This window comes from Pseudomonas edaphica (assembly GCF_965277385.1).
GTDB classification, from domain to species: Bacteria; Pseudomonadota; Gammaproteobacteria; order Pseudomonadales; family Pseudomonadaceae; genus Aquipseudomonas; species Aquipseudomonas edaphica.
In genome coordinates this window covers 4,394,999-4,417,674 of the sequence record NZ_OZ255725.1, presented here as the reverse complement: position 1 = coordinate 4,417,674, position 22,676 = coordinate 4,394,999, and the positions used below count along the sequence as shown (strand labels likewise).

Sequence of the window (22,676 nt, the reverse complement as noted above, 5' to 3'; positions counted from 1 at the left end):
CTTTCAGAAAGAACTCTGTGGCAGGTTTTGGGGGCGCTTCGCACCCCAGCGGGAGCAAGCTCCCTCGCCACAGAGTGGGTGTCTTCAGTTGCTGATGGGGATTTCTTGTAGATCCAACACCCTATCCACCATCAACTGAATACCTTCCAGCATCCGATGAATCCCCAGCACCGCATCACGCTGTGGGCCGTCGATATCAAAAGCCAGATTGCCTGCAAGTGCTTGTACTGATGCCAGGTCTTGGGAGGCATTGGCGAGCAGGGTTTCGCTGTTTAGATTGGGTAGTACGGTGAACATCTGATCGGCAGATTGAGAATCAGATGGGGGATTTGGACTGTCTTTGATCATGGTAAAACTCCTAACAAAAAATGGGAGCTACCGACATCACTTGCAGATGATGGGTGGCAGCTGTGTACGGGTCTGCAAGACCGAGTTGTTAGGAAACCCGGCAGACCCAGAGATCTCCCGCACACAGCCACCATAAATCAATGATCGCTTCATCAAAGCGGCACGATTATAGGTGCACTGTTGGCCACTAACAAACTATCGGCGGGCTTGCAGTCCCGGTCGCCACATTGGCAGCGACCCGAGAAGACTAGTGCCGCCAGTTCCTAGGGACAACCTGAAAGCCCTGTGGGAAGTCTCCGAGACTTGAAGATATCGCAGGCAATAAAAAACCCGGTCCAAGCCGGGTTCTTTGTTTGTAATCTACGCCTAAGCAGATGCCGCACGCTGTTCGGCTTCGTAATGGCGAGTCTGGAAAGGCATCAGTGCTTGAGCCTTCAACCCCAGCCCCTCACTCAGCCCCCAAGACACCGCCAATTCATCACGACGGCTGCGCAGCGCAACAGCGCCTTGTGGTTGCACGTTTTGCTTGGCAGCAGAAGCCGAAAACAATTCAAGCGCCTTCAACGCTTCCATTACCCGGGAATCCGTCGCACATGAAAAGCGCGTGAAGCGCTCAAGCAAGTAACCTGCGCGACGAAGCTCCACCTCACTGGAATGCGCCTTCAGAAAAGCCCTCACCTCACCCACAAGGTTCGCGTCCGAGTACCAAACCGCTTTTGCTGCACAGACAAGCGCCGCGTCATCAGCCTGATTCAAAGGGCTTTTGACCAGCGTATCCAAGGCGGATGAGAGGACGGGCGCGTTAAAAGGCTTCGTCAACTTCAGTCTCCAGGTAGTCGTGCAGAATAGTGTTCAGAATGGATCTAGGTGATTCTTTGTTGCCAACATACATATCAATCGCATGCAATGCCAATCGACGGAACTCAGTGCCAAGGATGAAGCCTGCCCTGAGCAACGCCATGATGTCGCTTACATCCTGATCCGTAGCTCTGCCCAATTTGGAGATCGCAATATCGATAGGCGCAGCTATGTGCAGATGCAGTGCAGACTCGTGAGGAAATTCCTCAAGTGGAATACTTCGTTCCCAGTAGTCTTCGTGAAGCGGGCCAAATGCAGTGTTGTATTGAAGATCGTAGTTCAGCTCCATGACGCGGCCGGATTGCTCATCGAAAAATGCTTCTGGAAACTCCGCCAGCAATGTCCGTAGACGCAATGTGTCTCGAGTATTCGCGCAGTAAATCTCTGCATCCACATCAGTGGAAACTCGATGGTGCGTATACAAATGGACAGCACAGCCACCAAAGACAATAACCTTCACCGTGCCAGGCTTGGCGCCCTCAACCATCAACTCCACCTCGATGGACTTGAACATTGAAATCAAAGCCTGGCCCAGTGGGGTACTCGTATTGAGGCGAGGAGCGACGGTATCTGGAAAATCCATTATTAATCTCAAGCCGGTGCAGCATTGCCGAACGGGTCTTGAGTTCAAATCCCGATCACTGATTGGTCAGTGACCGAGGAAGGCTATTGAGGCGAGTTCCTAGGGACAACCTGAAAAGCCTGTGGGAAAGATCTGGGGCGCCTGTCCCGGCGCCATCGCAGGCAAGCCAGCTCCCACATTTTGAACGTATTCACAGATCAAACTGTGGGAGCTGGCTTGCCTGCGATTGGCCCTTACAACCAACAAAAAACCCGCTGACCAAACTGGCCCAGCGGGTTTCTTGTTTCTGCAACCTGCGAATCAAAAATCCGCCAACTTCCACACCTCATACGCCGGTGTCTCATAGGGATGGCTGAGTTTCAACGCGGCTACAACCGCCACGATCAACTCATCCGCCACCACCAGCTCAACCTTCCATTCTTCAACCACTTCAACCTGGCCCACCTGCCCAAGAAACGGCTGGCTGCCGTCCATCGCGCGGAATTGGCCCTGGCCCAGCACTTGCCAGGCGCAGCTGTCGTAGTTGCCGATGCGCCCGCCGCCGGCTGCGAAGACGGCGGTTTTCACCGTCTCCACATGGCTGGCGGGCACAAAGAAGGCAAGCTTGTACACCGCCTTAGTTCACCCACACGCGAGCGTTGCGGAACATGCGCATCCACGCGCCGTCTTCGTTCCACTCTTCAGGGCGCCACGAGTTTTGCACGGCGCGGAATACACGCTCCGGGTGCGGCATCATGATGGTCACGCGACCGTCGCGGCTGGTAAGGCCGGTGATCCCGCGCGGCGAGCCGTTCGGGTTGGCCGGGTAGCTCTCTGTGACCTTGCCGTGGTTGTCGACGAAACGCATCGCCACACAACCGGACAGGTCAGCTTCGAGCAGGGCTTCTTCGCTGGAGAATTCAGCGTGGCCTTCACCGTGGGCGATGGCGATTGGCATGCGCGAACCGGCCATGCCTTGCAGGAAGATCGAGTTGGATTCCTGCACCTGCACCATGGCGACACGGGCTTCGAACTGCTCGGAACGGTTACGCACAAAGTGCGGCCAGAACTCGCTGCCCGGGATCAACTCGCGCAGGTTGGACATCATCTGGCAACCGTTGCACACACCCAGGGTGAAGCTGTCGTTGCGTTCGAAGAAGCCTTGGAACGCATCGCGGGCACGGCTGTTGAACAGGGCCGATTTGGCCCAGCCTTCACCGGCACCCAACACGTCACCGTAGGAGAAACCACCGCAAGCGACCAGACCTTTGAACTCGTTGAGGTCAACGCGACCGGCGAGGATGTCGCTCATGTGCACGTCGATCGCATTAAAGCCGGCGCGGTCGAACGCGGCCGCCATTTCCACCTGGCCGTTGACGCCCTGCTCTCGCAGTACGGCAACTTGTGGGCGAATGCCTTTCTTGATGTAAGGCGCGGCGATGTCCTGGTTGACGTCGAAGCTGAGCTTGGTGCTCAGGCCCGGGTTGTCTTCTTCCAGGATCACGTCGAATTCCTGCTCGGCGCAGTCGGCGTTATCACGCAGGCGTTGGATCTGGTAGCTGGTCTCGGCCCACTGGCGTTGCAGCAAGCGGCGCTGGCCGGCAAACACGGTATCGCCATTGAAGGAGATATTGATTTCACCGTTATTGATCGGTTGACCGATCACCGCCACACAGTCGTCCAGGCCAGCGGCGCTGAATTGTGCGAGTACGTCCGGAGTGGCGTCCTGGCGAACCTGGATCACGGCGCCCAACTCTTCATTGAACAGGATGCCGTTGATTTCGGCAGCATCCTCGGCAACGCTGTCGAGCACAATGTTCAGGCCGCAGTGACCGGCAAATGCCATTTCGACAACGCTGGTCAGCAAACCGCCGTCGGAACGGTCGTGGTAAGCCAGCAGGTGGCCGTCGGCGTTCAGGCCCTGGATCACGGCGAAGAAGGCTTTGAGGTCTTCGGCGTCATCCACGTCCGGCGCGTGCTTGCCGAGTTTGCCGTGGGTTTGCGCGAGGATCGAGGCGCCCATGCGGTTCTGGCCACGGCCCAGGTCGATCAGGATCAGGTCGGTGGTGCCCTTGTCCATGCGCAGTTGCGGGGTCAGGGTCTGGCGGATGTCGGTGACCGGGGCAAAACCGGTCACGATCAGCGACAGCGGCGAGGTCACGCTCTTGTCGGTGCCGTCTTCGTTCCAACGGGTGGCCATGGACATGGAGTCCTTGCCCACCGGAATGGTGATACCCAGTTCCGGGCACAGCTCCATGCCGACAGCCTTGACGGTGTCGTACAGGCGCGCATCTTCACCCGGGTGACCGGCAGCGGACATCCAGTTGGCCGACAGTTTGATGTCGGACAGCTTGCCGATGCGCGATGCGGCGATGTTGGTGAGGGTTTCACCAATGGCCATACGGCCCGACGCCGGGGCGTCCAGCAGGGCCAGCGGCGTGCGCTCGCCCATGGCCATGGCTTCACCGGTGTACACGTCAAAGCTGGTGGCGGTGACGGCAACGTCGGCCACCGGCACTTGCCATGGGCCAACCATTTGGTCACGGGCAACCAGGCCGGTGATGGTGCGGTCGCCAATGGTGATCAGGAAGCTTTTGCTCGCCACGGCCGGGTGGTGCAGCACGCGTTCGATGCTGTCGGCCAGTTCCAGCGTGCTTGGGTCGAAGTCATCGCCCAGTTCGGTTTCACGCACGGCGGAGCGGTGCATGCGCGGGGCTTTGCCCAGCAGTACTTCCAGCGGCATGTCGACCGGGCTGTTGCCGAAGTGGCTGTCGGTGACCGTCAGCTGTGGTTCGGCAGTGGCTTCGCCGACCACGGCAAATGGGCAACGCTCACGTTCGCAAATGGCCTGGAAGCGGGCGAAGTCTTCAGGGCCAACGGCCAGTACGTAGCGTTCCTGGGATTCGTTACTCCAGATTTCGTGCGGGGCCATGCCCGGCTCGTCGTTTGGAATGTTGCGCAGTTCAAAACGGCCACCACGGTCGCCATCGTTGACCAGTTCCGGGAAGGCGTTGGACAAACCACCGGCGCCGACGTCGTGGATGAAGCTGATCGGGTTCTTGTCACCCAACTGCCAGCAACGGTCGATGACTTCCTGGCAGCGGCGTTCCATTTCCGGGTTTTCGCGCTGTACGGAAGCGAAGTCCAGGTCTGCCGAGCTGGTGCCGGTGGCCATGGAGGAAGCTGCGCCGCCGCCCAGGCCGATCAACATCGCCGGGCCGCCGAGGACGATCAGCTTGGAGCCGACCAGAATCTCGCCTTTCTTGACGTGTTCTTCGCGGATGTTGCCCATGCCGCCGGCCAACATGATTGGCTTGTGGTAGCCGCGCACTTCATCGCCACGCGGGGTGGTGATGGATTGTTCAAACGTACGGAAGTAGCCGGTGAGTGCCGGGCGCCCGAATTCGTTGTTGAACGCGGCGCCGCCGAGCGGGCCTTCGATCATGATGTCGAGTGCGGTAACGATGCGCTCAGGCTTGCCGTACGGCACTTCCCACGGCTGTTCGAAACCAGGGATCTGCAGGTTGGACACGGTGAAACCGGTGAGGCCAGCCTTTGGCTTGGCGCCACGGCCGGTGGCGCCTTCGTCACGGATTTCGCCGCCCGAACCTGTCGCTGCGCCCGGGAACGGGGCAATCGCGGTCGGGTGGTTGTGGGTCTCAACCTTCATCAGGATGTGCACCGGCTCCTGCACCGCGCCGTATTGGCGGGTTTCAGGGTCCGGGAAGAAACGGCCGGCGACGGAGCCGACGATCACCGAGGCGTTGTCCTTATAAGCCGACAGAACGCCTTCGCTGTGCATCACGTAGGTGTTCTTGATCATGCCGAACAGGCTTTTTTCCTGGCTTTCGCCGTCGATATCCCAACTGGCGTTGAAGATCTTGTGACGGCAGTGCTCGGAGTTGGCCTGGGCGAACATCATCAGTTCGATGTCGTGCGGGTTGCGCTTCAAGCCATTGAAGGCGTCGACCAGGTAGTCGATCTCATCTTCGGCGAGCGCCAGGCCCAGTTCGGTGTTGGCCTTCTCGAGGGCGGCGCGGCCACCGCCGAGCACGTCAATCGCAGTGAGCGGCTTGGGCTCGGCGTGGCTGAACAGGCCGGCAGCCTGTTCCAGCTGGCTGACGATGATCTGGGTCATGCGGTCGTGCAGGCTGCTGGCGATCAGCTCGGCCTCGGCATCGCTGAACTGGCCGGCGACGTAGAAAGCAATACCGCGCTCCAGGCGCTGGATTTTTTCCAGGCCGCAGTTACGCGCGATATCACTGGCCTTGCTCGACCAGGGCGAGATGGTGCCGAACCGCGGCAGAACCAGGAACAAGCGGCCGGTCGGCTCTTGAACGGGAACGCTGGGGCCGTACTTCAGAAGGCGTGCGAGCACTTGCTGTTCGTCGGCGGTCAAGACGCCGGTTACGTCGGCGAAGTGAGCAAATTCAGCATACAAGCCTGTAACAGCTGGAACCTTTTGGCTCAGTTGCTCAAGGAGTTTGCTGTGGCGAAAGGCAGAAAGGGCAGGAGCGCCGCGCAGGATCAACATCTTCGGGACAGCCTCGGGAAGGGGGTGTGCTTTGAGGCCGTGCATTCTAGCGTAAACCTGCGCCAACGGCACTCGAAACGGCACGGCTGGCCGCTGCCGAACGTCAGTTGGCAGCGATTGCATGCTTTCGGGGCGAAATCCTGGGGTTGGCGCGCAGTTATTTTAACCGTCACAAACCCTCGCCAACCCACGTTTCTGCGGGCTGCAGCCCGGTTTTGCGGGTGCTAGCAGACAAGTCCGCTGCTGTCGAGATATGGCGCCGAGGGCCGTTTGCGTATACTGCGCAGATGTTCTCCCCTACTGCTTTACGCCCGCGATGCGCCAAATGGCTGATCGCAACCGGACTCTTCCTGATGCTCAGCGCCTGTGTTGATAAGCCCAGCACGCTCGAGCGAATCAAGGAGGATGGCGTATTGCGGGTGATTACCCGGAACAGCCCGGCGACGTACTTCCAGGACCGCAACGGTGAAACCGGTTTCGAGTACGAACTGGTCAAGCGCTTTGCCGATGACCTGGGCGTGAAGCTGGAAATCGAGACCGCCGATAATCTCGATGACCTGTTCGGCCAGTTGGGCAAACCCAACGGTCCGGTTCTTGCGGCCGCCGGCCTGGTCAGCAGCGAGCAGCGCGCGCAACAGGTGCGTTTCTCCCATCCGTACCTGGAAGTCACGCCGCAGATCATCTACCGCAACGGCCAGTCGCGCCCCACCGGCCCGGCAGACCTGGTGGGCAAGAAGATCATGGTGCTCAAAGGCAGCACCCACGCCGAGCAATTGGCGGCACTTAAAAAGCAGAACCCAGCGATTGAATACGAAGAGTCCGACGCCGTGGAGGTGGTGGACCTGCTGCGCATGGTGGACGAGGGCCAGATCGACCTGACCCTGGTGGACTCCAACGAAGTGGCGATGAACCAGGTGTACTTCCCCAACGTGCGCGTGGCCTTCGACCTCGGCAATGCCAGCAACCAGAGCTGGGCCGTGGCGCCGGGGGAAGACAATAGCCTGCTCAACGAGATCAACAGCTACCTGGACAAGGTTGAGAAAAACGGCACCCTACAGCGACTGAAAGACCGTTACTACGGGCATGTCGATGTACTCGGCTATGTCGGCGCCTACACCTTCGCCCAGCATTTGCAGCAACGCCTGCCCAAGTACGAGAAACACTTTCGCGCCTACGCCAAGGAAGAAAAGGTCGACTGGCGCCTACTGGCGGCCATCGGCTATCAGGAATCGCTGTGGCAACCGGCCGTCACCTCCAAGACCGGCGTGCGCGGCCTGATGATGCTGACCCAGAACACCGCCCAGGCCATGGGCGTGTCCAACCGCCTGGACGCCAAGCAAAGCATCATGGGCGGTGCCAAGTACCTGGCCAAGATCAAGGATGAGTTGGACGACAGCATTGCCGAGCCGGACCGCACCTGGTTCGCCCTCGCCGCCTATAACGTTGGCACCGGCCACCTGGAAGACGCACGCACGCTGGCCAAGAAAGACGGCCTGAACCCGAACAAGTGGCTGGACGTGAAGAAGATGCTGCCGCGCCTGTCGCAGAAGCAGTGGTACAGCAAGACCCGCTACGGCTACGCCCGCGGTGGCGAGCCGGTGCATTTTGTCGCGAACATCCGCCGGTATTACGACATTCTCACCTGGGTGACCCAGCCGCAGTTGGAAGGCAACCAAGTGGTGGAAGGCAACTTGCACGTGCCGGGTATCGACAAGACCAAGCCGCCGGAAGATAACCCGCAGCTGTAAACCCAATCGCCCAAACAACCCATAACCCTGTGGGAGCCGGGCTTGCCCGCGATGGCGGCTAGCCAGTCAACATATTCGTTTCCTGACACACCGCTATCGCGGGCAAGCCCGGCTCCCACAGTTGATCCTCGTCGTTTTATAGGCCAGTGAGCAGATGCACGACCCCGCCCGTTAACACCATCACACCCGCAACACCCGCCGCCTTCAGCGCCTGCGCATCCAGCCGCCCTGCATCCTGCAACTGCACCCGCACCCGCGTCAGTGCCACGCGCTGTTGCGACTTGAGGTTATCCACACCGCCCAATGCGCTCAGTACCTCGGTCGACAACAGACCCTGCGCAGGCGCCACCACGGTTTCGGCAATCAAGTCCGGGGTGAGGGCCTTCCAGAATGCGCGCTGTAATTTCTCGAACATGCTCAGTGCTCCACGACAGGTGAGGTTTCAACAGTGGCCGCGTGGTACAGGCGCAGGGCCTCGCGTACTTGGGCGGCTTCTTCCAGGCCAAGCACCTGGCGGGCGATGATCTGGCAGTCGGCCATGTCCAGCTCGCGCACGGTGGCCTTGATGGTCGGGATCAGCGGTACGCTGACCGACAGCTCATCCACCCCCAGCCCGATCAACACCGGCACCGCCAGTGCTTCAGACGCCAACGCGCCGCACACGCCGACCCACTTGCCATGGGCGTGGGCGGCCTTGACCGTGGTGGCAATCAGGCGCAATACCGACGGATGGAAGCTGTCGGCCTGGCTGGCCAGGCGCGGGTGGTCGCGGTCCATGGCCAGGGTGTATTGGGTGAGGTCATTGGTGCCGATGGAGAAGAAATCCACATGCGGCGCGAAGACATCTGCCATCAAGGCCGCAGACGGCACCTCGATCATGATGCCCAGCTTTGGCAGCTCGGTCAGGCTCAGCGCCAGCGCTTCCTCTTCAAGGATCTTGCGCGCCAGATGCAGCTCCGACAGCAGGCTGACCATCGGTAGCATGATATGCAGCCGCGCAAATCCGGCACTCGCCAGGATCGCGCGGAACTGCTCGCGCAGCAATTCAGGGCGTTCCAGGCACAGGCGAATACCACGCAGGCCGAGGAACGGGTTGGTCTCGCGCTCCATCGGCACATAGGCCAAAGGTTTATCGCCGCCCACATCCAAAGTGCGCACCACCAGATTGCGTTCGCTGCCCAGAGCTCGGGCGATGGCGCTGTAGGTGCCGGCTTGCTCCTCGGGGCTGGGCGCGCGATTGCGGTCCAGGTAGAGAAACTCCGAACGCAACAGGCCAACGCCTTCACCGCCCAAGGCCAGGGATTGCTCGACCTCCTGCAACGAGGCGACATTGGCCGTGATCTCGACATGATGACCATCGCGCGTGATACCGGGCAAGGCGGCCTGCGCCACCTCACGCTCACGTCTCAGTATGTGTTGCTTGCGGGTAGCGGCCAGTTGCTCGACAGCGGCCAGGTCAGGCTCCAGGTGCAGCTCGCCTTTGTCGGCATCGAGCAGCACCTGCTTGCCGTTGGCCAGCGCCAGTGCCTGTGCCGGAACGCCGCACAACGACGGCAAACCAAGGGCACGCGCCAGGATCGCCACATGGCTGGTGGCGCCGCCGCCGACGGTGACGAACCCCAACACTTTGCGCGTATCAAGGCCAGCGGTTTGCGAGGGGGTCAGTTGCTCGGCAATCACGATCGCACGATCCGGCAATTCCCAGGCGCTGTCCTCAATACCGAGGATCAACTTCAGCACACGCTGGCCAACATCGGCCAAATCCGCTGCGCGCTCAGCCAGCAACGCACTGCCCAGGCCGAGAAATAGCTTGGCGGTTGCGGCCGTGGCGCTGTTCCAGGCAAAGGCAGCACTCTTGCCTTCGGTGAGCAGGCGATGGGCTTGCTCCAACAGGGTCGGGTCTTCAAGCAGTTCCTGATGGGCGCGGAAGATTTCCGCCTGGGCGCTGCCAACCGCTTTGTCTTGCAACACTTGCAGCGCTTCGGTGGCTACCAGTAAGGCGCGGCTCAGTGCAGCGTGTTCAACGGATTCACCCGCGCCCTGTTCCTCGATGTGCAACTCGGGTTCCGCCACTTGAAACACCTGGCCAAACGCGGAGCCGGGCGAAGCACACACGCCGCGCAACAAGGTCGCCGATGACTCGGGTGACTGCGTTTCAACAGGCGCAACAGACTCTTCGACTGCCTCCCCGCAACCTTGCGCCAGCAGGGTTACCAATGCCTTGATGGCCGCATCGGCATCCTCTCCCGCCGCACTCACTTGCAAGGTATCGCCCTGCACGGTTTGCAGCGCCATGATCGCCACCAATGACTTGGCGTTGGCGCTCTGGGTTTGCTTGTGCAGGTAAATGCTGGCGTTGAAACCTTTGGCCGTTTGCGCCAATACGGCGGCCGGGCGGGCGTGCAAACCGTTGGCATTGGGCAGCGTCAGCGGCTTGGAGAACAGTGCATCGCCCTCCTCCTCGCCCACGGTTTCAGCGGCCTGGCCGGGTGAGACGTGCAACAGCGGCTGGCCCACCTCCACCGCGCCACTGCCCGATGCCAGCCACACAAACGGCTCGCCGCTGACCACCAGCATCAAAGTCAGCAAACTGCGCGCATTGAGCGCCACGTAGTCGGCATCGAACTCGATCAACGGCTGCCCGACCTCGACCCGCTGGCCTTCCTCGACCAGACGGGTGAAACCCTTGCCGGCCAGGTGCACCGTGTCCAGGCCGATATGCATCAGCACCTGCACGCCGTTGTCGCCGGTGACGCTGACCGCATGCCCGGTGTCCTGGATATTGCTGATCACCCCGGCCAACGGCGCGCACAGGGTCTGCGAGGTGGGATCGATGCACAGGCCGTCGCCGATCATGCGGCTGGCGAACACCGGGTCAGGCACCTGGTCCAGCGCCAGCAGCACCCCGGACAAGGGCGCCAGCAGTTCCAGGGGTTGAGTTGTGGTCATGACTTCACCTGCTGTTTTGTTCTGTAAAAATCATAGGGCGAACGACGATCCACTGTGGGAGCTGGCTTGCCTGCGATGCCGGCGACTCGGTGTCTCAGTAAGACCGAGGGGTTGCTATCGCAGGCAAGCCAGCTCCCACCTAAAAAGCGTTCACTTAAAACCGAGCTATTTCCACCAGTATTCGACTTGCACACCCACATTCGAGCCATGCCGCGCCGTGCCGTAGGCGCCGGTGTCGGACAACGCCGAGCCCGCCGCCAGTTCGTTCGCCGCGCGCTTGGCCGCTTCGTTCCAGGTTGCATAGGTGTAGTACAACCGCACTTCCGGCCGTGCCCAGAAATCCGGGCCGTTGGGCGACCAGGTCGGGGCGAAGGTGAATTTGCTAAGCTTGCGCGTACCGCCGGCGGCCTCGACTTGATCATGCCCAAGCTCGGTGACCAGTTTGAACTGTTCACTGATGGCATATGCCGGGCGCACACCGATGGACATCCAGGTCTGGTCTTGGCTGCCGGGGCGAATATCCTTTTGATACACCGCCTCGACCTGCCCACCGAAACGCGGCGTCACCTGCCAGTCAAAAAACTCCACGGCGCGGTAGCTTTTGCTGCTCTTGTCCAAGGCGGTATCGCCGGTATATCCCAAGCCAGTGCCGGGGCCTTCGCCGTACTGCAAGGCGAATTTGTTCTTGCCGCCAAGAAACGGTTTTTGCACATGCTGCGCGGTGATCGCCCAACCGCTGTTGGCGTCACGCCCTCCGGCTTTTTCGATGTAGCTCAAGCCAAACTCCAGCTCACCGCCGGGGTTGGTTTTGAAGCCTGCCACGTTAAAGTCGTGACGGGTGGCGTATTCCTTCTGGTACAGGTTGTCCTTGCGCGACAGCGCGTAGCTGTATTTGAGGTCGCCGATTTTGACGTCCTCGACACCGCCGCCCGTGGCGCTCTGGTTCCAGTAGTAGAAGTCAGAGATATGGATGTCATTACGCTTGTAGTAACGGCGCCCCGCCCACACCGAGCCGCCATTGAGGCTGGGCAGGTTAGACCACTGCGCGTACATCTGCGGCATGCGCGCCGAGCCGTTGTCCTCACCCTGGAACTTCAGGGCTCGGTCGTATTTGTTGTACAGCGATGCCATGGCATCGACGCTCAGCACCGAGCCGTCGTCGAGGGTCAGCAGGTCCTGGCGCAACTCGAGTTCGGCGTACTGCTCGCATTCGTTGCCCAGGCGGTATTTGGATTGCGCCCCCGGCAGTTGGAAACATTGCTGTTTGCCGCTGCCCGTTGAAGTCCCCGCGCCGCTGCGCAAGTAGCCGGCAAACTCCAGGGCTTGAACGGCAAAAGGTGCGGTAAGACATGACGTAATGAGGCCCAGCTTTATTGTTGTTTTCATGAAGCACTCCGGTATTTTTATTATGTTTTTTTAGTGAAGCGCCCCCGCACTCCCAGTCGGGGGATGCAGCGGGTCTCAGTCCTTGAGGTGCAGCACAAACGATTCATACGGGCGCAACACCACCGTGCTCGAACGCAACGGGCAGTCGGGGTAATTGCTGATCAGCAGGCGTTGCTCGTTCGCCGCACTGATGACGCCTTCCGGCAGTTGGATTTCGCAGGGTGTGCCGTAGAAGTTGTTGAGTACCAACAAGCGCTCGCCATCGCCTTCGCGCAGATACGCCCAGACCTGGAGGTGGTCTTGCAGCAGTTGGCGATAAACGCCCTCCTGGATCAGCGGCTCGTGACGACGCAACGCGATCAGCGCGCGGTAGTGATGCAGCACCGAATCGGGGTCATCCAGCTGGCTTTCGACGTTGATCTGCGCCGCGTTGGCCGGGATGCCGATCCACGGTTCACCGCTGCTGAAACCGGCATTGGCCTGGGTGTTCCATTGCATTGGCGTGCGGCTGTTGTCGCGCGACTTCTGCATGATCGCCGCCATGCTCGACGCCTCGGACTCACCGGCATCACGCTTGAGGCGGAAGATGTTCAGGGTCTCGACATCGCGGTACTGCTCAATCTTGTCGAAACCCGGGTTGGTCATGCCCAGCTCTTCGCCCTGGTACACATACGGCGTGCCTTGGAGGAAGTGCAGCGCAGTGGCGAGCATCTTGGCCGAGACCACGCGGTACTCGCCGTCGTTACCAAAACGCGAGACCACTCGCGGCTGATCGTGGTTACACCAGAACAGCGCGTTCCAGCCGCCACCGGCCTGCATGCCCAGTTGCCAGTCGGAAAAAATCTGCTTGAGCTGCAGGAAGTCGAAGTCGGCCTTCACCCACTTTTGCAGGTTCGGGTAATCGACTTTCAAGTGATGAAAGTTGAAGGTCATCGACAGCTCTTTGGACGCCGGATTCGAATAACGAATGCAGTGCTCAAGGCTGGTGGACGACATCTCGCCGACGTTGATCAGGTCGTGCCCTTCGAAGACTTCACGGTGCATTTCCTGCAGGTACTCATGCACGTTCGGGCCGTCGGTGTAGAAGCGGCGGCCATCGGTGTTGTCTTCGGGGAAATCGGCAGGCTTGGAGATCAGGTTGATCACGTCCAGGCGGAAGCCACCCACGCCTTTGTCACGCCAGAAGCGCATCAACTGGTACACCTCGGCGCGCACGTTGGGGTTGTCCCAATTGAGGTCGGCCTGGGTATGGTCGAACAGGTGCAGGAAGTACTGGCCGGTTTGCGCCTCGTATTCCCAGGCCGAGCCGCCGAACTTGGATTGCCAGTTGTTCGGCTGGTCACGCCAGATGTAGAAGTCGCGGTACGGGTTGTCGAGGCTGCTGCGCGCCTGCTGGAACCACTCATGCTCGATGGAGGTGTGGTTGACCACGATATCGAGCATCAGCTTGATGCCGCGCTTGGCCGCTTCGCTGATCAGCAGGTCGCAGTCGGCCATGGTCCCGTAGCTGGGGTCGATGGCGTAGTAGTCGCTGATGTCGTAGCCGTTGTCGCGTTGCGGCGAGCGCAGGAACGGCGTGATCCACAGGCAATCCACGCCCAGCCACTTGAGGTAATCGAGTTTGTCCACGATGCCCAGCAGGTCACCGGTGGCGTTACCCGCGTGGCTGTGGAAGCTTTTGGGGTAGATCTGGTAGATCACCGAGTGTTGCCAGTCTTGCATGGTGGGTTCCTTCAATTGAGTTGTGTGCTGGCTTTGAGGGCCTCATCGCGGGCAAGCCCGGCTCCCACTTTGATGTGTGAACACATTCAAATGTGGGAGCTGGCTTGCCTGCGATAGCGATCGATCAAGCGACGCGATACCCCGGCCGCACAATCTTCATGCTCAACGCACAGGTCAGAACAAACGGCACGACCATGGCGATGACCATCCCGATCACAAAACTGGGGATGAACTGCGGAATGATCGAAATAAACCCAGGCAAGCCACCGACACCAATGGCCGAGGCCGTCACCTTGTTAAGTGACAGGAAAATGCTGCCCAGCGCCGAGCCCAGCAGCGCGGCATAGAACGGAAACTTGAAGCGCAGGTTCACGCCGAACATCGCCGGCTCAGTGATGCCGAAGTAGGCGGAAACCGCCGAGGTCGAGGCCATGCTTTTGTCCCGTGCATTGCGGGTGGTGTAGAACACCGCGAGCGCGGCGCTGCCCTGGGCCAGGTTGGACATCACGATCATCGGCCAGATAAAGGTGCCGCCCTGGGTGGAGATAAGTTGCAGGTCCACGGCGAGGAACATGTGGTGCATGCCGGTGATCACCAGCGGCGCGTACAACAGGCCGAAAATCGCCCCGCCGACCATCGGCGCCAGGTCAAACAGGGTGACCACGCCTTCGGTGATCAGGATACCGAGGTGACGCGTGACCGGGCCGATGATGGCCAGCGCCAGCACGCCGGTGACGACGATGGTGGTGATCGGCACCACGAGCAGTTGGATGGCGTTTGGCACGCGTGCCCGCAGCCACTTTTCAATCACGCTCATCACATAGGCCGCCATCAGGATCGGCAGGATCTGGCCCTGATAACCCACCTTCTCAATCTTGAACCAACCGAAAATATCGAAGTACGGCAAGCTCTGGCCATCGAGCCCGGCCACCGCCTTGCCGTAGTTCCAGGCGTTGAGCAAGTCCGGGTGCACCAGCATCAGGCCAAGCACGATACCGAGGATTTCGCTGCCGCCGAAGCGCTTGGCCGCCGACCAGCCCACCAGCGCCGGCAGGAACACAAACGAGGTGTTGGCCATAAGGTTGATCAGGCTCCACAGGCCATCCAGGTTCGGATACGCCTCCAGCAGCGTCTGGCCCTCGATGAACATGCCCTTGGCGCCCATCAGGTTGTTCACGCCCATCAGCAGGCCGGCGATGATCAGCGCGGGCAGGATCGGCATGAACACGTCGGAGAACACACGCACCAGACGCTGCATGGCGTTGGTCTTGTCGGCGCCCTTCTGCTTGACGTCAGCGATGGTCGAAGCCGCAAGACCCGTCTGCTCACGCAGGGCGGCATAGACCTTTTCCACTTCGCCGGGGCCGATCACCACTTGGAACAGGCCGCCGGTGAAGAACGAGCCCTTGACCAGATCGACCTGGTTCAACGCGCTGCTGTTGACCAGGCTCGGGTCCTTGAGCGCCAGGCGCAGGCGGGTCACGCAGTGGGCGGCTTGCTCAAGGTTGTCGCTGCCCCCGAGGTTCTCGAGAATCTCGCGGGCAATATTGGAATAGTCGTGGCTCATGCTTGGTTTCCACTTTGGTTTTTTTATTTGGGGGCAGTCATTGGCAGCACGCCGTGGGCAAAAGTACTCGTATGTACGAGTTAAATCAATAACTCGTCTGTACGAGTTACATAAAGTTTATTTTTCTGAATTTGAAGTCAGACATTTCCCTAATTCCACGCAGGTCCAATGGACAAAGCCCACCTCTGCCACTAAGGTTCCTGCCTTGAACCCGCCGTTCACTTTCATCAAGCCGGCACAGAGCCATCCCCATGAGCAAATACAACCAGATCTATACGGATCTGCTTGCCAGCATCACCACTGAACGCCTGCAACGCGGTACGCGCCTTCCCTCTGAAACCGAACTGATGGACGCCTACCAGGCCAGCCGTGGCACGGTGCGCCGCGCCATCGAGCAGTTGCAGGAGCGTGGTTTTGCGCAAAAAATCCACGGCAAGGGCACGTTTGTGTTGTCGCCCAACCCCATTGAGTTCCAACTGGGCGGCATCGTCAGCTTCCACGAAACCCACGCCGACCTGGGTGATGACGTACGCACCGAGGTGGTCGAATTCAGCCAGTTCCCGCTGGAAGGCTCGCTGCTGCAACACATCGAAGCCGCGCCCGGCGCTCTGATTACCCGCATCAAACGGGTACGGCGCATCGGCGGCAAACGCGTGATCCTGGACATCAACCACTTTGTGGCTGACCTGATCCCCGGCCTGGACCGCGACATCGCCGAGCAGTCGATCTATGCGTTTATCGAACAGACGCTGGAGCTGCAGATCAGTTATGCGCAGCGCACCATCGAAGCCCTGCCGCGCAGCAAGGACGACCAGGCGCATCTGGATCTGGATGGGCAAAGCCATGTGATTGTGGTGAGCAACCAGACGTTTTTGCAGGATGGCAGGCAGTTCGAGTACACCGAGTCGCGGCATACGCTGGATAAGTTTTACTTTTCGGATATTGCGCGGCGCTAAAGCCGAAAGAAGATCAAATGTGGGAGCGGGCTTGCCCGCGATGGCGTCCTGTCAGTTATCGATGTTTTGCCTGATAGGCCCTCATCGCGGGCAAGCCCGCTCCCACACTTCGATCAGTGTTGTTTGATCTGGCGTATTCCAGAAACACAAAACCCCGGCACATGGCCGGGGTTTTGTTATTCAGCATTCACCTGCTAGCGCAGGATCATTCCCACTCAATCGTCGCCGGCGGCTTGCTCGACACGTCATAAGTAACGCGCGAAATACCCTCGATTTCATTGATGATACGGCCGCTGACAGTCTCCAGCAGCTCGTACGGCAGGTGTGCCCAACGCGCGGTCATGAAGTCGATAGTCTCGACGGCACGCAGTGCAACAACCCACGCATAACGACGGCCATCGCCCACAACGCCCACCGATTTCACCGGCTGGAACACCACGAATGCCTGGCTGACCTTGTGGTACCAGTCGGCTTTGCGCAGTTCTTCGATGAAGATGTGGTCGGCGCGACGCAGCAGGTCGGCGTATTCCTTTTTCACTTCACCCAGGATACGCACGCCCAGGCCCGGGCCTGGGAATGGGTGGCGGTAGACCATGTCGTACGGCAGGCCGAGCTCCAGGCCCAGACGGCGAACTTCGTCTTTGAACAGTTCGCGCAGCGGCTCTACCAGCTTGAGGTTCATCTCCTCCGGCAGGCCACCCACGTTGTGGTGGGACTTGATCACGTGGGCCTTGCCGCTCTTGGCGCCAGCCGACTCGATCACGTCAGGGTAGATGGTGCCCTGGGCGAGGTACTTGATGTTGTCCAGTTTGTTGGACTGGGCATCAAACACGTCGATGAAGGTGCGGCCGATGATCTTGCGCTTCTTCTCTGGGTCGCTTTCGCCCGCCAGGTTGTTGAGGAACTGGTCCTCGGCGTTGGCGCGGATCACCTTGACGCCCATGTTCTCAGCGAACATGGCCATCACTTGCTCGCCTTCGTGCAGGCGCAGCAGGCCATTGTCGACGAACACGCAAGTCAGCTGGTCGCCGATGGCTTTGTGCAGCAGCGCGGCAACCACGGAGGAGTCAACGCCGCCGGACAGGCCGAGCAATACGTTGTCGGTACCGACCTGGGCACGCACGTTGGCGATGGCGTCTTCAGCGATTTTCGACGGAGTCCACAGGGCTTCGCACTGGCAGATGTCGAGGATGAAGCGCGACAGGATACGGCCGCCTTGCTTGGTGTGGGTCACTTCCGGGTGGAACTGCACGCCGTAATAGCCGCGCTCGTCGTTGAACATGCCGGCAATCGGGCAGCTCGGGGTGCTGGCCAGGATGTGGAAGTCTTCCGGCATCTTGGTGACCTTGTCACCGTGGCTCATCCACACGTCGAGGCCGAACAGGCCGTCGGCGTCGATGTGGTCTTCGATGCCGTCCAGCAGGCGGCTCTTGCCGACCACGTCGACACGGGCATAACCGAATTCACGCAGTTCGGAACCTTCAACCTTGCCGCCCAGTTGCTCGGCCATGGTCTGCATGCCGTAGCAGATACCGAAGACGGGCACGCCCAGGTCGAATACGGCTTGCGGGCAACGCGGGCTGTTGGCTTCGTGCACGGACTCGGGGCCACCGGCAAGGATGACGCCTTTCGGTGCGAATTCGCGGATCGCTTCGTCGTCCATGTCGAACGGGTGCAGTTCGCAGTACACGCCGATTTCACGCACGCGGCGGGCGATCAGTTGGGTGTACTGGGAACCGAAGTCGAGGATCAGGATGCGGTGGGCGTGAATGTCGAGGGCCATGAAGTCAGTCTCGTCTAATGAATCAGAAACAACTCGGGGCTGAAAGAACAGCCCCGGTTACTTAACGTTTTGCTGGAAGCCTCAACCTACGCGGTAGTTCGGCGCTTCCTTGGTGATCTGCACGTCGTGGACATGGGATTCAGCCATGCCGGCGCCGGTGATCCGTACGAACTCTGGCTTGGTGCGCATTTCTTCGATGTCGGCGCTGCCGGTGTAGCCCATCGAGGAACGCAGGCCGCCCATCAATTGATGGATGATCGCGCTCAGGGTGCCTTTGTACGGCACACGGCCTTCGATGCCTTCCGGTACGAGCTTCTCGGCGCCTGCCGAGGAGTCCTGGAAGTAACGGTCGGAAGAGCCCTGCGCCTGGGACATGGCGCCCAGCGAACCCATGCCGCGGTAAGCCTTGTACGAACGGCCCTGGAACAGTTCGATTTCGCCTGGTGCTTCTTCGGTACCGGCGAACATCGAGCCCATCATCACGCAGGAAGCACCGGCAACGATGGCCTTGGACAGGTCACCGGAGAAACGGATGCCGCCGTCGGCGATCAACGGAACGCCAGTGCCTTCAAGGGCAGCAGCAACGTTGGCGATGGCGCTGATTTGCGGCACGCCTACACCGGCAACGATACGCGTGGTGCAGATGGAACCAGGGCCGATACCGACCTTGACCGCATCGGCGCCGGCTTCGGCCAGGGCCTTGGCGGCAGCGCCAGTGGCGATGTTGCCGCCGATAACCTGTACGTCAGGGAAATTCTGTTTGACCCAGCGAACGCGGTCGATCACGCCTTTGGAGTGACCGTGGGCCGTGTCGACCACCACCACGTCAACACCGGCAGCCACGAGGGCCGAAACGCGATCACCGGTGTCTTTACCGGTGCCGACCGCAGCGCCGACGCGCAGACGACCTTGGTCATCCTTGCTGGCCAGTGGGTATGCCTTGGCTTTTTCGATGTCGTTGACGGTCATCATGCCTTTGAGGGCGAATTTGTCGTCGACGATCAGCACGCGCTCGATGCGGTGCTTGTGCAGCAGTTCGCGCACATCGTTCTTGTCGGCGCCTTCCTTGACAGTAACGAGGCGCTCTTTAGGCGTCATCACTTCACGGACGGTGACTTCAAGACGGTTCTCGAAACGCACGTCACGGGAAGTGACGATGCCGACCAGGTCGCCATCGTGCAGTACCGGAACGCCGGAGATGTTGTGCAGGCGGGTCAGGTCGAACAGATCACGCACGGTGGCGTCGGCTTCGATGGTGATTGGATCTTTCACCACACCGGCTTCGTAACGCTTGACCTTGCGCACTTCGGCAGCTTGCTGCTCGATGGTCATGTTCTTGTGGATGATGCCAATGCCGCCTTCCTGAGCCATGGCGATTGCCAAACGGGCTTCAGTGACGGTGTCCATGGCAGCGGAAACCAGAGGAATATTCAGCTCGATGCCACGGGTTAGGCGGGTCTTGAGACTGACTTCGTTAGGAAGCACCTCGGAATAACCGGGCACTAGGAGAATGTCGTCGAATGTCAGAGCTTCTTGGCTGATACGCAGCATCGCGGGGGCTCCCGAGCGGGAAAATGGAAGCGCGCCATTATATACATGCACCCTGTCGGGCTCAATGTAAAACTCTGACAAACTTGGTAATACTGATAGATGGATAAAACCTGCAGCGCTAGATCGTTCCCACGCTCCGCGTGGGAATGCCGCCAGGGACGCTCCGCGTCCGGGGTCTTGCGCTATGGTGACGCGGAGCGTCACGGGATACATTCCCACGCAGGAGCGTGGGAACGATCAGGTTAAAGCTCGACTTTGACCCAACTCATCTTCTGGTCCAACCAGTCGGCAAATTCGTCGATAAAGCTCTGCTTGAACCCCGCCTCCGCCCAGTTGTTGAAGATAAACCCCAGGTTGGAAAACCCGCATTCCTGCAGGAATAGAAACCCATTGATGTCATCTTCATGCCCACACAACGGGCAAGTGAAGTTATCGGTGTGGCCGGGCATCCAGTCTTCCAGGCTTTCGAACAGCGCCTCGCCGACTTCTTTAAGGCACTCCGGGCAGCCGGCCTCTTCGAGAAAGCCCTTGGCCGGCGTGTAGATGCAGCGCTTGTAGATGATCTCCAGGCCATTGATCGGCTCGTTGAACGGCAGCGCTTCGGGGTGCAGCACCACGGCGCGGGCGCCGTCGGCCAGGGCGTAGGCCATGCGGTTGCCGGTGCGCCCGCAGGTGGTCAGCTCTTCCTTGATGATGTTCTTGCGCACCAGCCAACGCACGATGGCCCGGGCGCGGGGTTCGTGGACGGGCAAGGTGGAGATTTTGGGGACAAGGATGCTTTGGGAGTTCATGGTGCTTGGGAGCCCTGCGGTGTGGCGACTGCCGACATCGCGGGCAAGCCAGGCTCCCACATTTGGAATGCGTTCACCTGTGGGAGCTGGCTTGCCTGCGATGAGGCCTTGAAGCCTGGCAGCTTAATCCCTGCCCCACACAGGTCAAGTGCTCAAATACCGCCCAATCAATGCAATCCCACTGGCCAACACCAACCACGTCACCAAGCGCACAAAGGCTTCGCGGGACATCCGCATCGTCAACCTGCGCCCACACCACAGCCCCAGGGCCATCGCCGGCAACAGGCACAGCGCCAACAACAGCAACGGCAAGTCCGCATACACCCCGGCAATCAGGAACAGACTCAAGCGCACCACCGTGCTGCAACTGATCAACGCACTTTGCGTGGCCCGCGCCGCATCCTTGGGCAAACGACTGTTGAGGTAGATCGCATATAAAAAGCCGCCGCTGCCGAACAGCGCACCAAACAGGCCGCCGACGGTGCCCATTGGAATCGACCAACCTTTGGAAAGCTGAGTGGGCCGCGCCTTCACCGACAAGCTGTAGATCGCATAGGCGCTGATAAACACCCCCATCAGCAGCAACAACAGATCCGAATGCAGGTTGAGCAGAAAGATCACGCCCAGCGTGCAACCGATGGCCATACACGGCAGCAACCGCAGCAGCTCGGGCTTGTTCACGTCTCGCCGCGATTGCAGCAGATTGCCAAAGGCCGCGACAAAATCCAGCAGCACCAGCAGCGGGATAATCTTCGACAACGGCATAAACACAATCAGGATCGGCCCCGCCACCAGCGCCGTGCCAAAGCCTGCAATACCGAAGACGATATAGGCCAGCACCACACCCAGGCCGATGACCAGCCAATCGACACCACTGAACGACCACTGGCTCATCAGCTCAACCGGGCTCATGTCGTATTCCTTGAAAGAGATAACCAACACTTTAGCCATCGCCGAGTGTTGCGACTAATATCTTCAAAGCCCTCCACTTATCTTGAAAAGGCATGACAAGTGATCTCGACCCGCCAACTGCGCTACTTCGTAGAGATCGCCGACAGCGGCAGCTTCAGCGCCGCCGCCGAGCGTTTGTTCGTGGCGCAATCGGCCCTGAGCCGCCAGATCAAGGCGCTGGAAACCCAGCTGCAAACTTCACTGTTCGAACGCACCGCGCGCCAGCCCCGCCTGACGGCGGCGGGCGAAGCCTTTTACCCGAGGGCGCGCAACCTGCTGAGCGAGCTGCTCAAGGCCAGCGAGATGGCCACCCAGGTTGGCAATGGTCAGCTTGGCACCCTGCGCCTGAGCCATTCGAGCACCGTGCCGATGAGCGGGCCATTGCTGCACGGCATCAGCACCTGGCTGCAGCGTTGCCCCGGCGTATCGATGGATATCGTCAAACTGTCTTCCGAGGCGCAACTTGAAGAAATTGCCGACGGGCGCCTGGACGTAGGCCTTTTACGTTTGCCAGTGCTGCGCCAGCGTGAAGGCGTGCGCGTGGTGCCTTTATATAGCGAACAACTGGTGTTGGCGGTGCCGCCCAATCATCCGCTGGCAGGCAGTGATACACCTGTCGAACTGGCACAGCTCAAGGACGAAGCGTTTATTTCAGTTCCGCACCCCCAACGTGGCGGCTTGAGTTATCTGTCAGCCGAACTGTGCATGCGCGCCGGATTTTTCCCCAAGGCGGCGCGGGTGATGTCGCGCAAAACCACGCAGTTGCAACTGATCCAAGCCGGATTCGGTATTGCCCTGTTACCAAAATCCATGCAGGACATAGCGCCGGCCAACCTGCACTTTTTGTCCCTGGCGGACCCGGACTGCTTGAGTACCGTGGCCCTTGCCTGCGCGCAGGCGCCGAGCGCACTGGTGGAGCAATTCTGCCAAACCTTGCACGAATGCCTATAAACTGCCGCCCATGATTAAA

17 protein-coding genes are annotated in these 22,676 nt (G+C 60.0%); 3 read left to right on the top strand and 14 right to left on the bottom strand.

From position 1 onward, the window contains the following. Positions 1-84: 84 nt before the first annotated feature. From ACQY47_RS20065 to purL, 5 genes are all read right to left on the bottom strand, one after another. Positions 85-348: a DUF6124 family protein gene (locus ACQY47_RS20065; protein WP_428551290.1), complete on the bottom strand. Its 264-nt coding sequence runs from the start codon at positions 346-348 to the stop codon at positions 85-87. A gap of 366 nt (positions 349-714) precedes the next feature. Then, positions 715-1,167 carry a hypothetical protein gene (locus ACQY47_RS20060; RefSeq protein ID WP_069551691.1) on the bottom strand — a complete coding sequence of 151 codons (453 nt, stop codon included), beginning with the start codon at positions 1,165-1,167 and terminating at the stop codon, positions 715-717. Then, entirely contained in the window at positions 1,151-1,789 is a 639-nt protein-coding gene (locus tag ACQY47_RS20055) for a DUF6036 family nucleotidyltransferase (RefSeq protein WP_428551287.1), read from the bottom strand. Before ACQY47_RS20055 ends, ACQY47_RS20060 begins: the two co-directional genes overlap by 17 nt. 300 nt (positions 1,790-2,089) lie before the next feature. Next, entirely contained in the window at positions 2,090-2,401 is a 312-nt protein-coding gene (locus ACQY47_RS20050) for an NGG1p interacting factor NIF3 (RefSeq protein ID WP_428551284.1), read from the bottom strand. A 4-nt stretch (positions 2,402-2,405) separates the two neighbouring features. Further along, a complete protein-coding gene (purL, locus tag ACQY47_RS20045; protein ID WP_428557369.1) occupies positions 2,406-6,302 on the bottom strand; it encodes a phosphoribosylformylglycinamidine synthase in 3,897 nt (1,298 codons plus the stop codon). A 287-nt stretch (positions 6,303-6,589) separates the two neighbouring features. On the opposite strand from purL, the gene mltF reads away from it, so the two are divergent. Beyond that, positions 6,590-8,050 (top strand): membrane-bound lytic murein transglycosylase MltF, encoded by a 1,461-nt coding sequence (gene mltF, locus ACQY47_RS20040; RefSeq protein WP_017139703.1) that lies wholly within the window; start codon positions 6,590-6,592, stop codon positions 8,048-8,050. A gap of 136 nt (positions 8,051-8,186) precedes the next feature. On the opposite strand, the gene ACQY47_RS20035 is transcribed toward mltF, so the two are convergent. The 5 genes from ACQY47_RS20035 to treP all read right to left on the bottom strand — a co-directional run bounded on the left by ACQY47_RS20035 (position 8,187) and on the right by treP (position 15,674). Next, entirely contained in the window at positions 8,187-8,465 is a 279-nt protein-coding gene (locus ACQY47_RS20035; RefSeq protein WP_017139702.1) for a PTS transporter subunit EIIB, read from the bottom strand. 2 nt (positions 8,466-8,467) lie between these two features. Beyond that, on the bottom strand, positions 8,468-10,999 hold the full coding sequence (ptsP, locus tag ACQY47_RS20030; protein WP_428551281.1) for a phosphoenolpyruvate--protein phosphotransferase: 2,532 nt from the start codon (positions 10,997-10,999) through the stop codon (positions 8,468-8,470). Positions 11,000-11,164: 165 nt separating this feature from the next. Continuing rightward, positions 11,165-12,385 (bottom strand): maltoporin, encoded by a 1,221-nt coding sequence (locus ACQY47_RS20025; RefSeq protein WP_428551278.1) that lies wholly within the window; start codon positions 12,383-12,385, stop codon positions 11,165-11,167. 75 nt (positions 12,386-12,460) lie between these two features. Continuing rightward, a complete protein-coding gene (gene treC / locus ACQY47_RS20020; protein ID WP_428551275.1) occupies positions 12,461-14,107 on the bottom strand; it encodes an alpha,alpha-phosphotrehalase in 1,647 nt (548 codons plus the stop codon). A 124-nt stretch (positions 14,108-14,231) separates the two neighbouring features. Further along, positions 14,232-15,674, bottom strand: coding sequence for a PTS system trehalose-specific EIIBC component (gene treP / locus ACQY47_RS20015; protein WP_428551272.1), 1,443 nt, complete (start codon positions 15,672-15,674; stop codon positions 14,232-14,234). A gap of 251 nt (positions 15,675-15,925) precedes the next feature. On the opposite strand from treP, the gene treR reads away from it, so the two are divergent. Further along, on the top strand, positions 15,926-16,630 hold the full coding sequence (treR, locus tag ACQY47_RS20010) for a trehalose operon repressor (protein ID WP_017139697.1): 705 nt from the start codon (positions 15,926-15,928) through the stop codon (positions 16,628-16,630). Positions 16,631-16,835: 205 nt separating this feature from the next. Here the strand turns inward: treR and guaA are convergent, their stop codons facing one another. The 4 genes from guaA to ACQY47_RS19990 form a co-directional block, all read right to left on the bottom strand. Beyond that, positions 16,836-18,413, bottom strand: a complete 1,578-nt coding sequence (gene guaA / locus ACQY47_RS20005; RefSeq protein ID WP_017134673.1) for a glutamine-hydrolyzing GMP synthase — start codon at positions 18,411-18,413, stop codon at positions 16,836-16,838. Positions 18,414-18,494: 81 nt separating this feature from the next. Further along, complete coding sequence (gene guaB / locus ACQY47_RS20000; RefSeq protein ID WP_016977684.1) at positions 18,495-19,964, bottom strand: IMP dehydrogenase; 1,470 nt, start codon at positions 19,962-19,964, stop codon at positions 18,495-18,497. A gap of 242 nt (positions 19,965-20,206) precedes the next feature. Next, a complete protein-coding gene (locus ACQY47_RS19995; protein WP_015885727.1) occupies positions 20,207-20,755 on the bottom strand; it encodes a hypothetical protein in 549 nt (182 codons plus the stop codon). A 144-nt stretch (positions 20,756-20,899) separates the two neighbouring features. Continuing rightward, complete coding sequence (locus ACQY47_RS19990) at positions 20,900-21,667, bottom strand: sulfite exporter TauE/SafE family protein (RefSeq protein WP_017134676.1); 768 nt, start codon at positions 21,665-21,667, stop codon at positions 20,900-20,902. Between the two features lie 99 nt (positions 21,668-21,766). Here ACQY47_RS19990 and ACQY47_RS19985 point away from each other — a divergent pair, with 99 nt between their 5' ends. Further along, positions 21,767-22,657: a LysR family transcriptional regulator gene (locus ACQY47_RS19985; protein ID WP_428551265.1), complete on the top strand. Its 891-nt coding sequence runs from the start codon at positions 21,767-21,769 to the stop codon at positions 22,655-22,657. Positions 22,658-22,676: the final 19 nt, after the last annotated feature.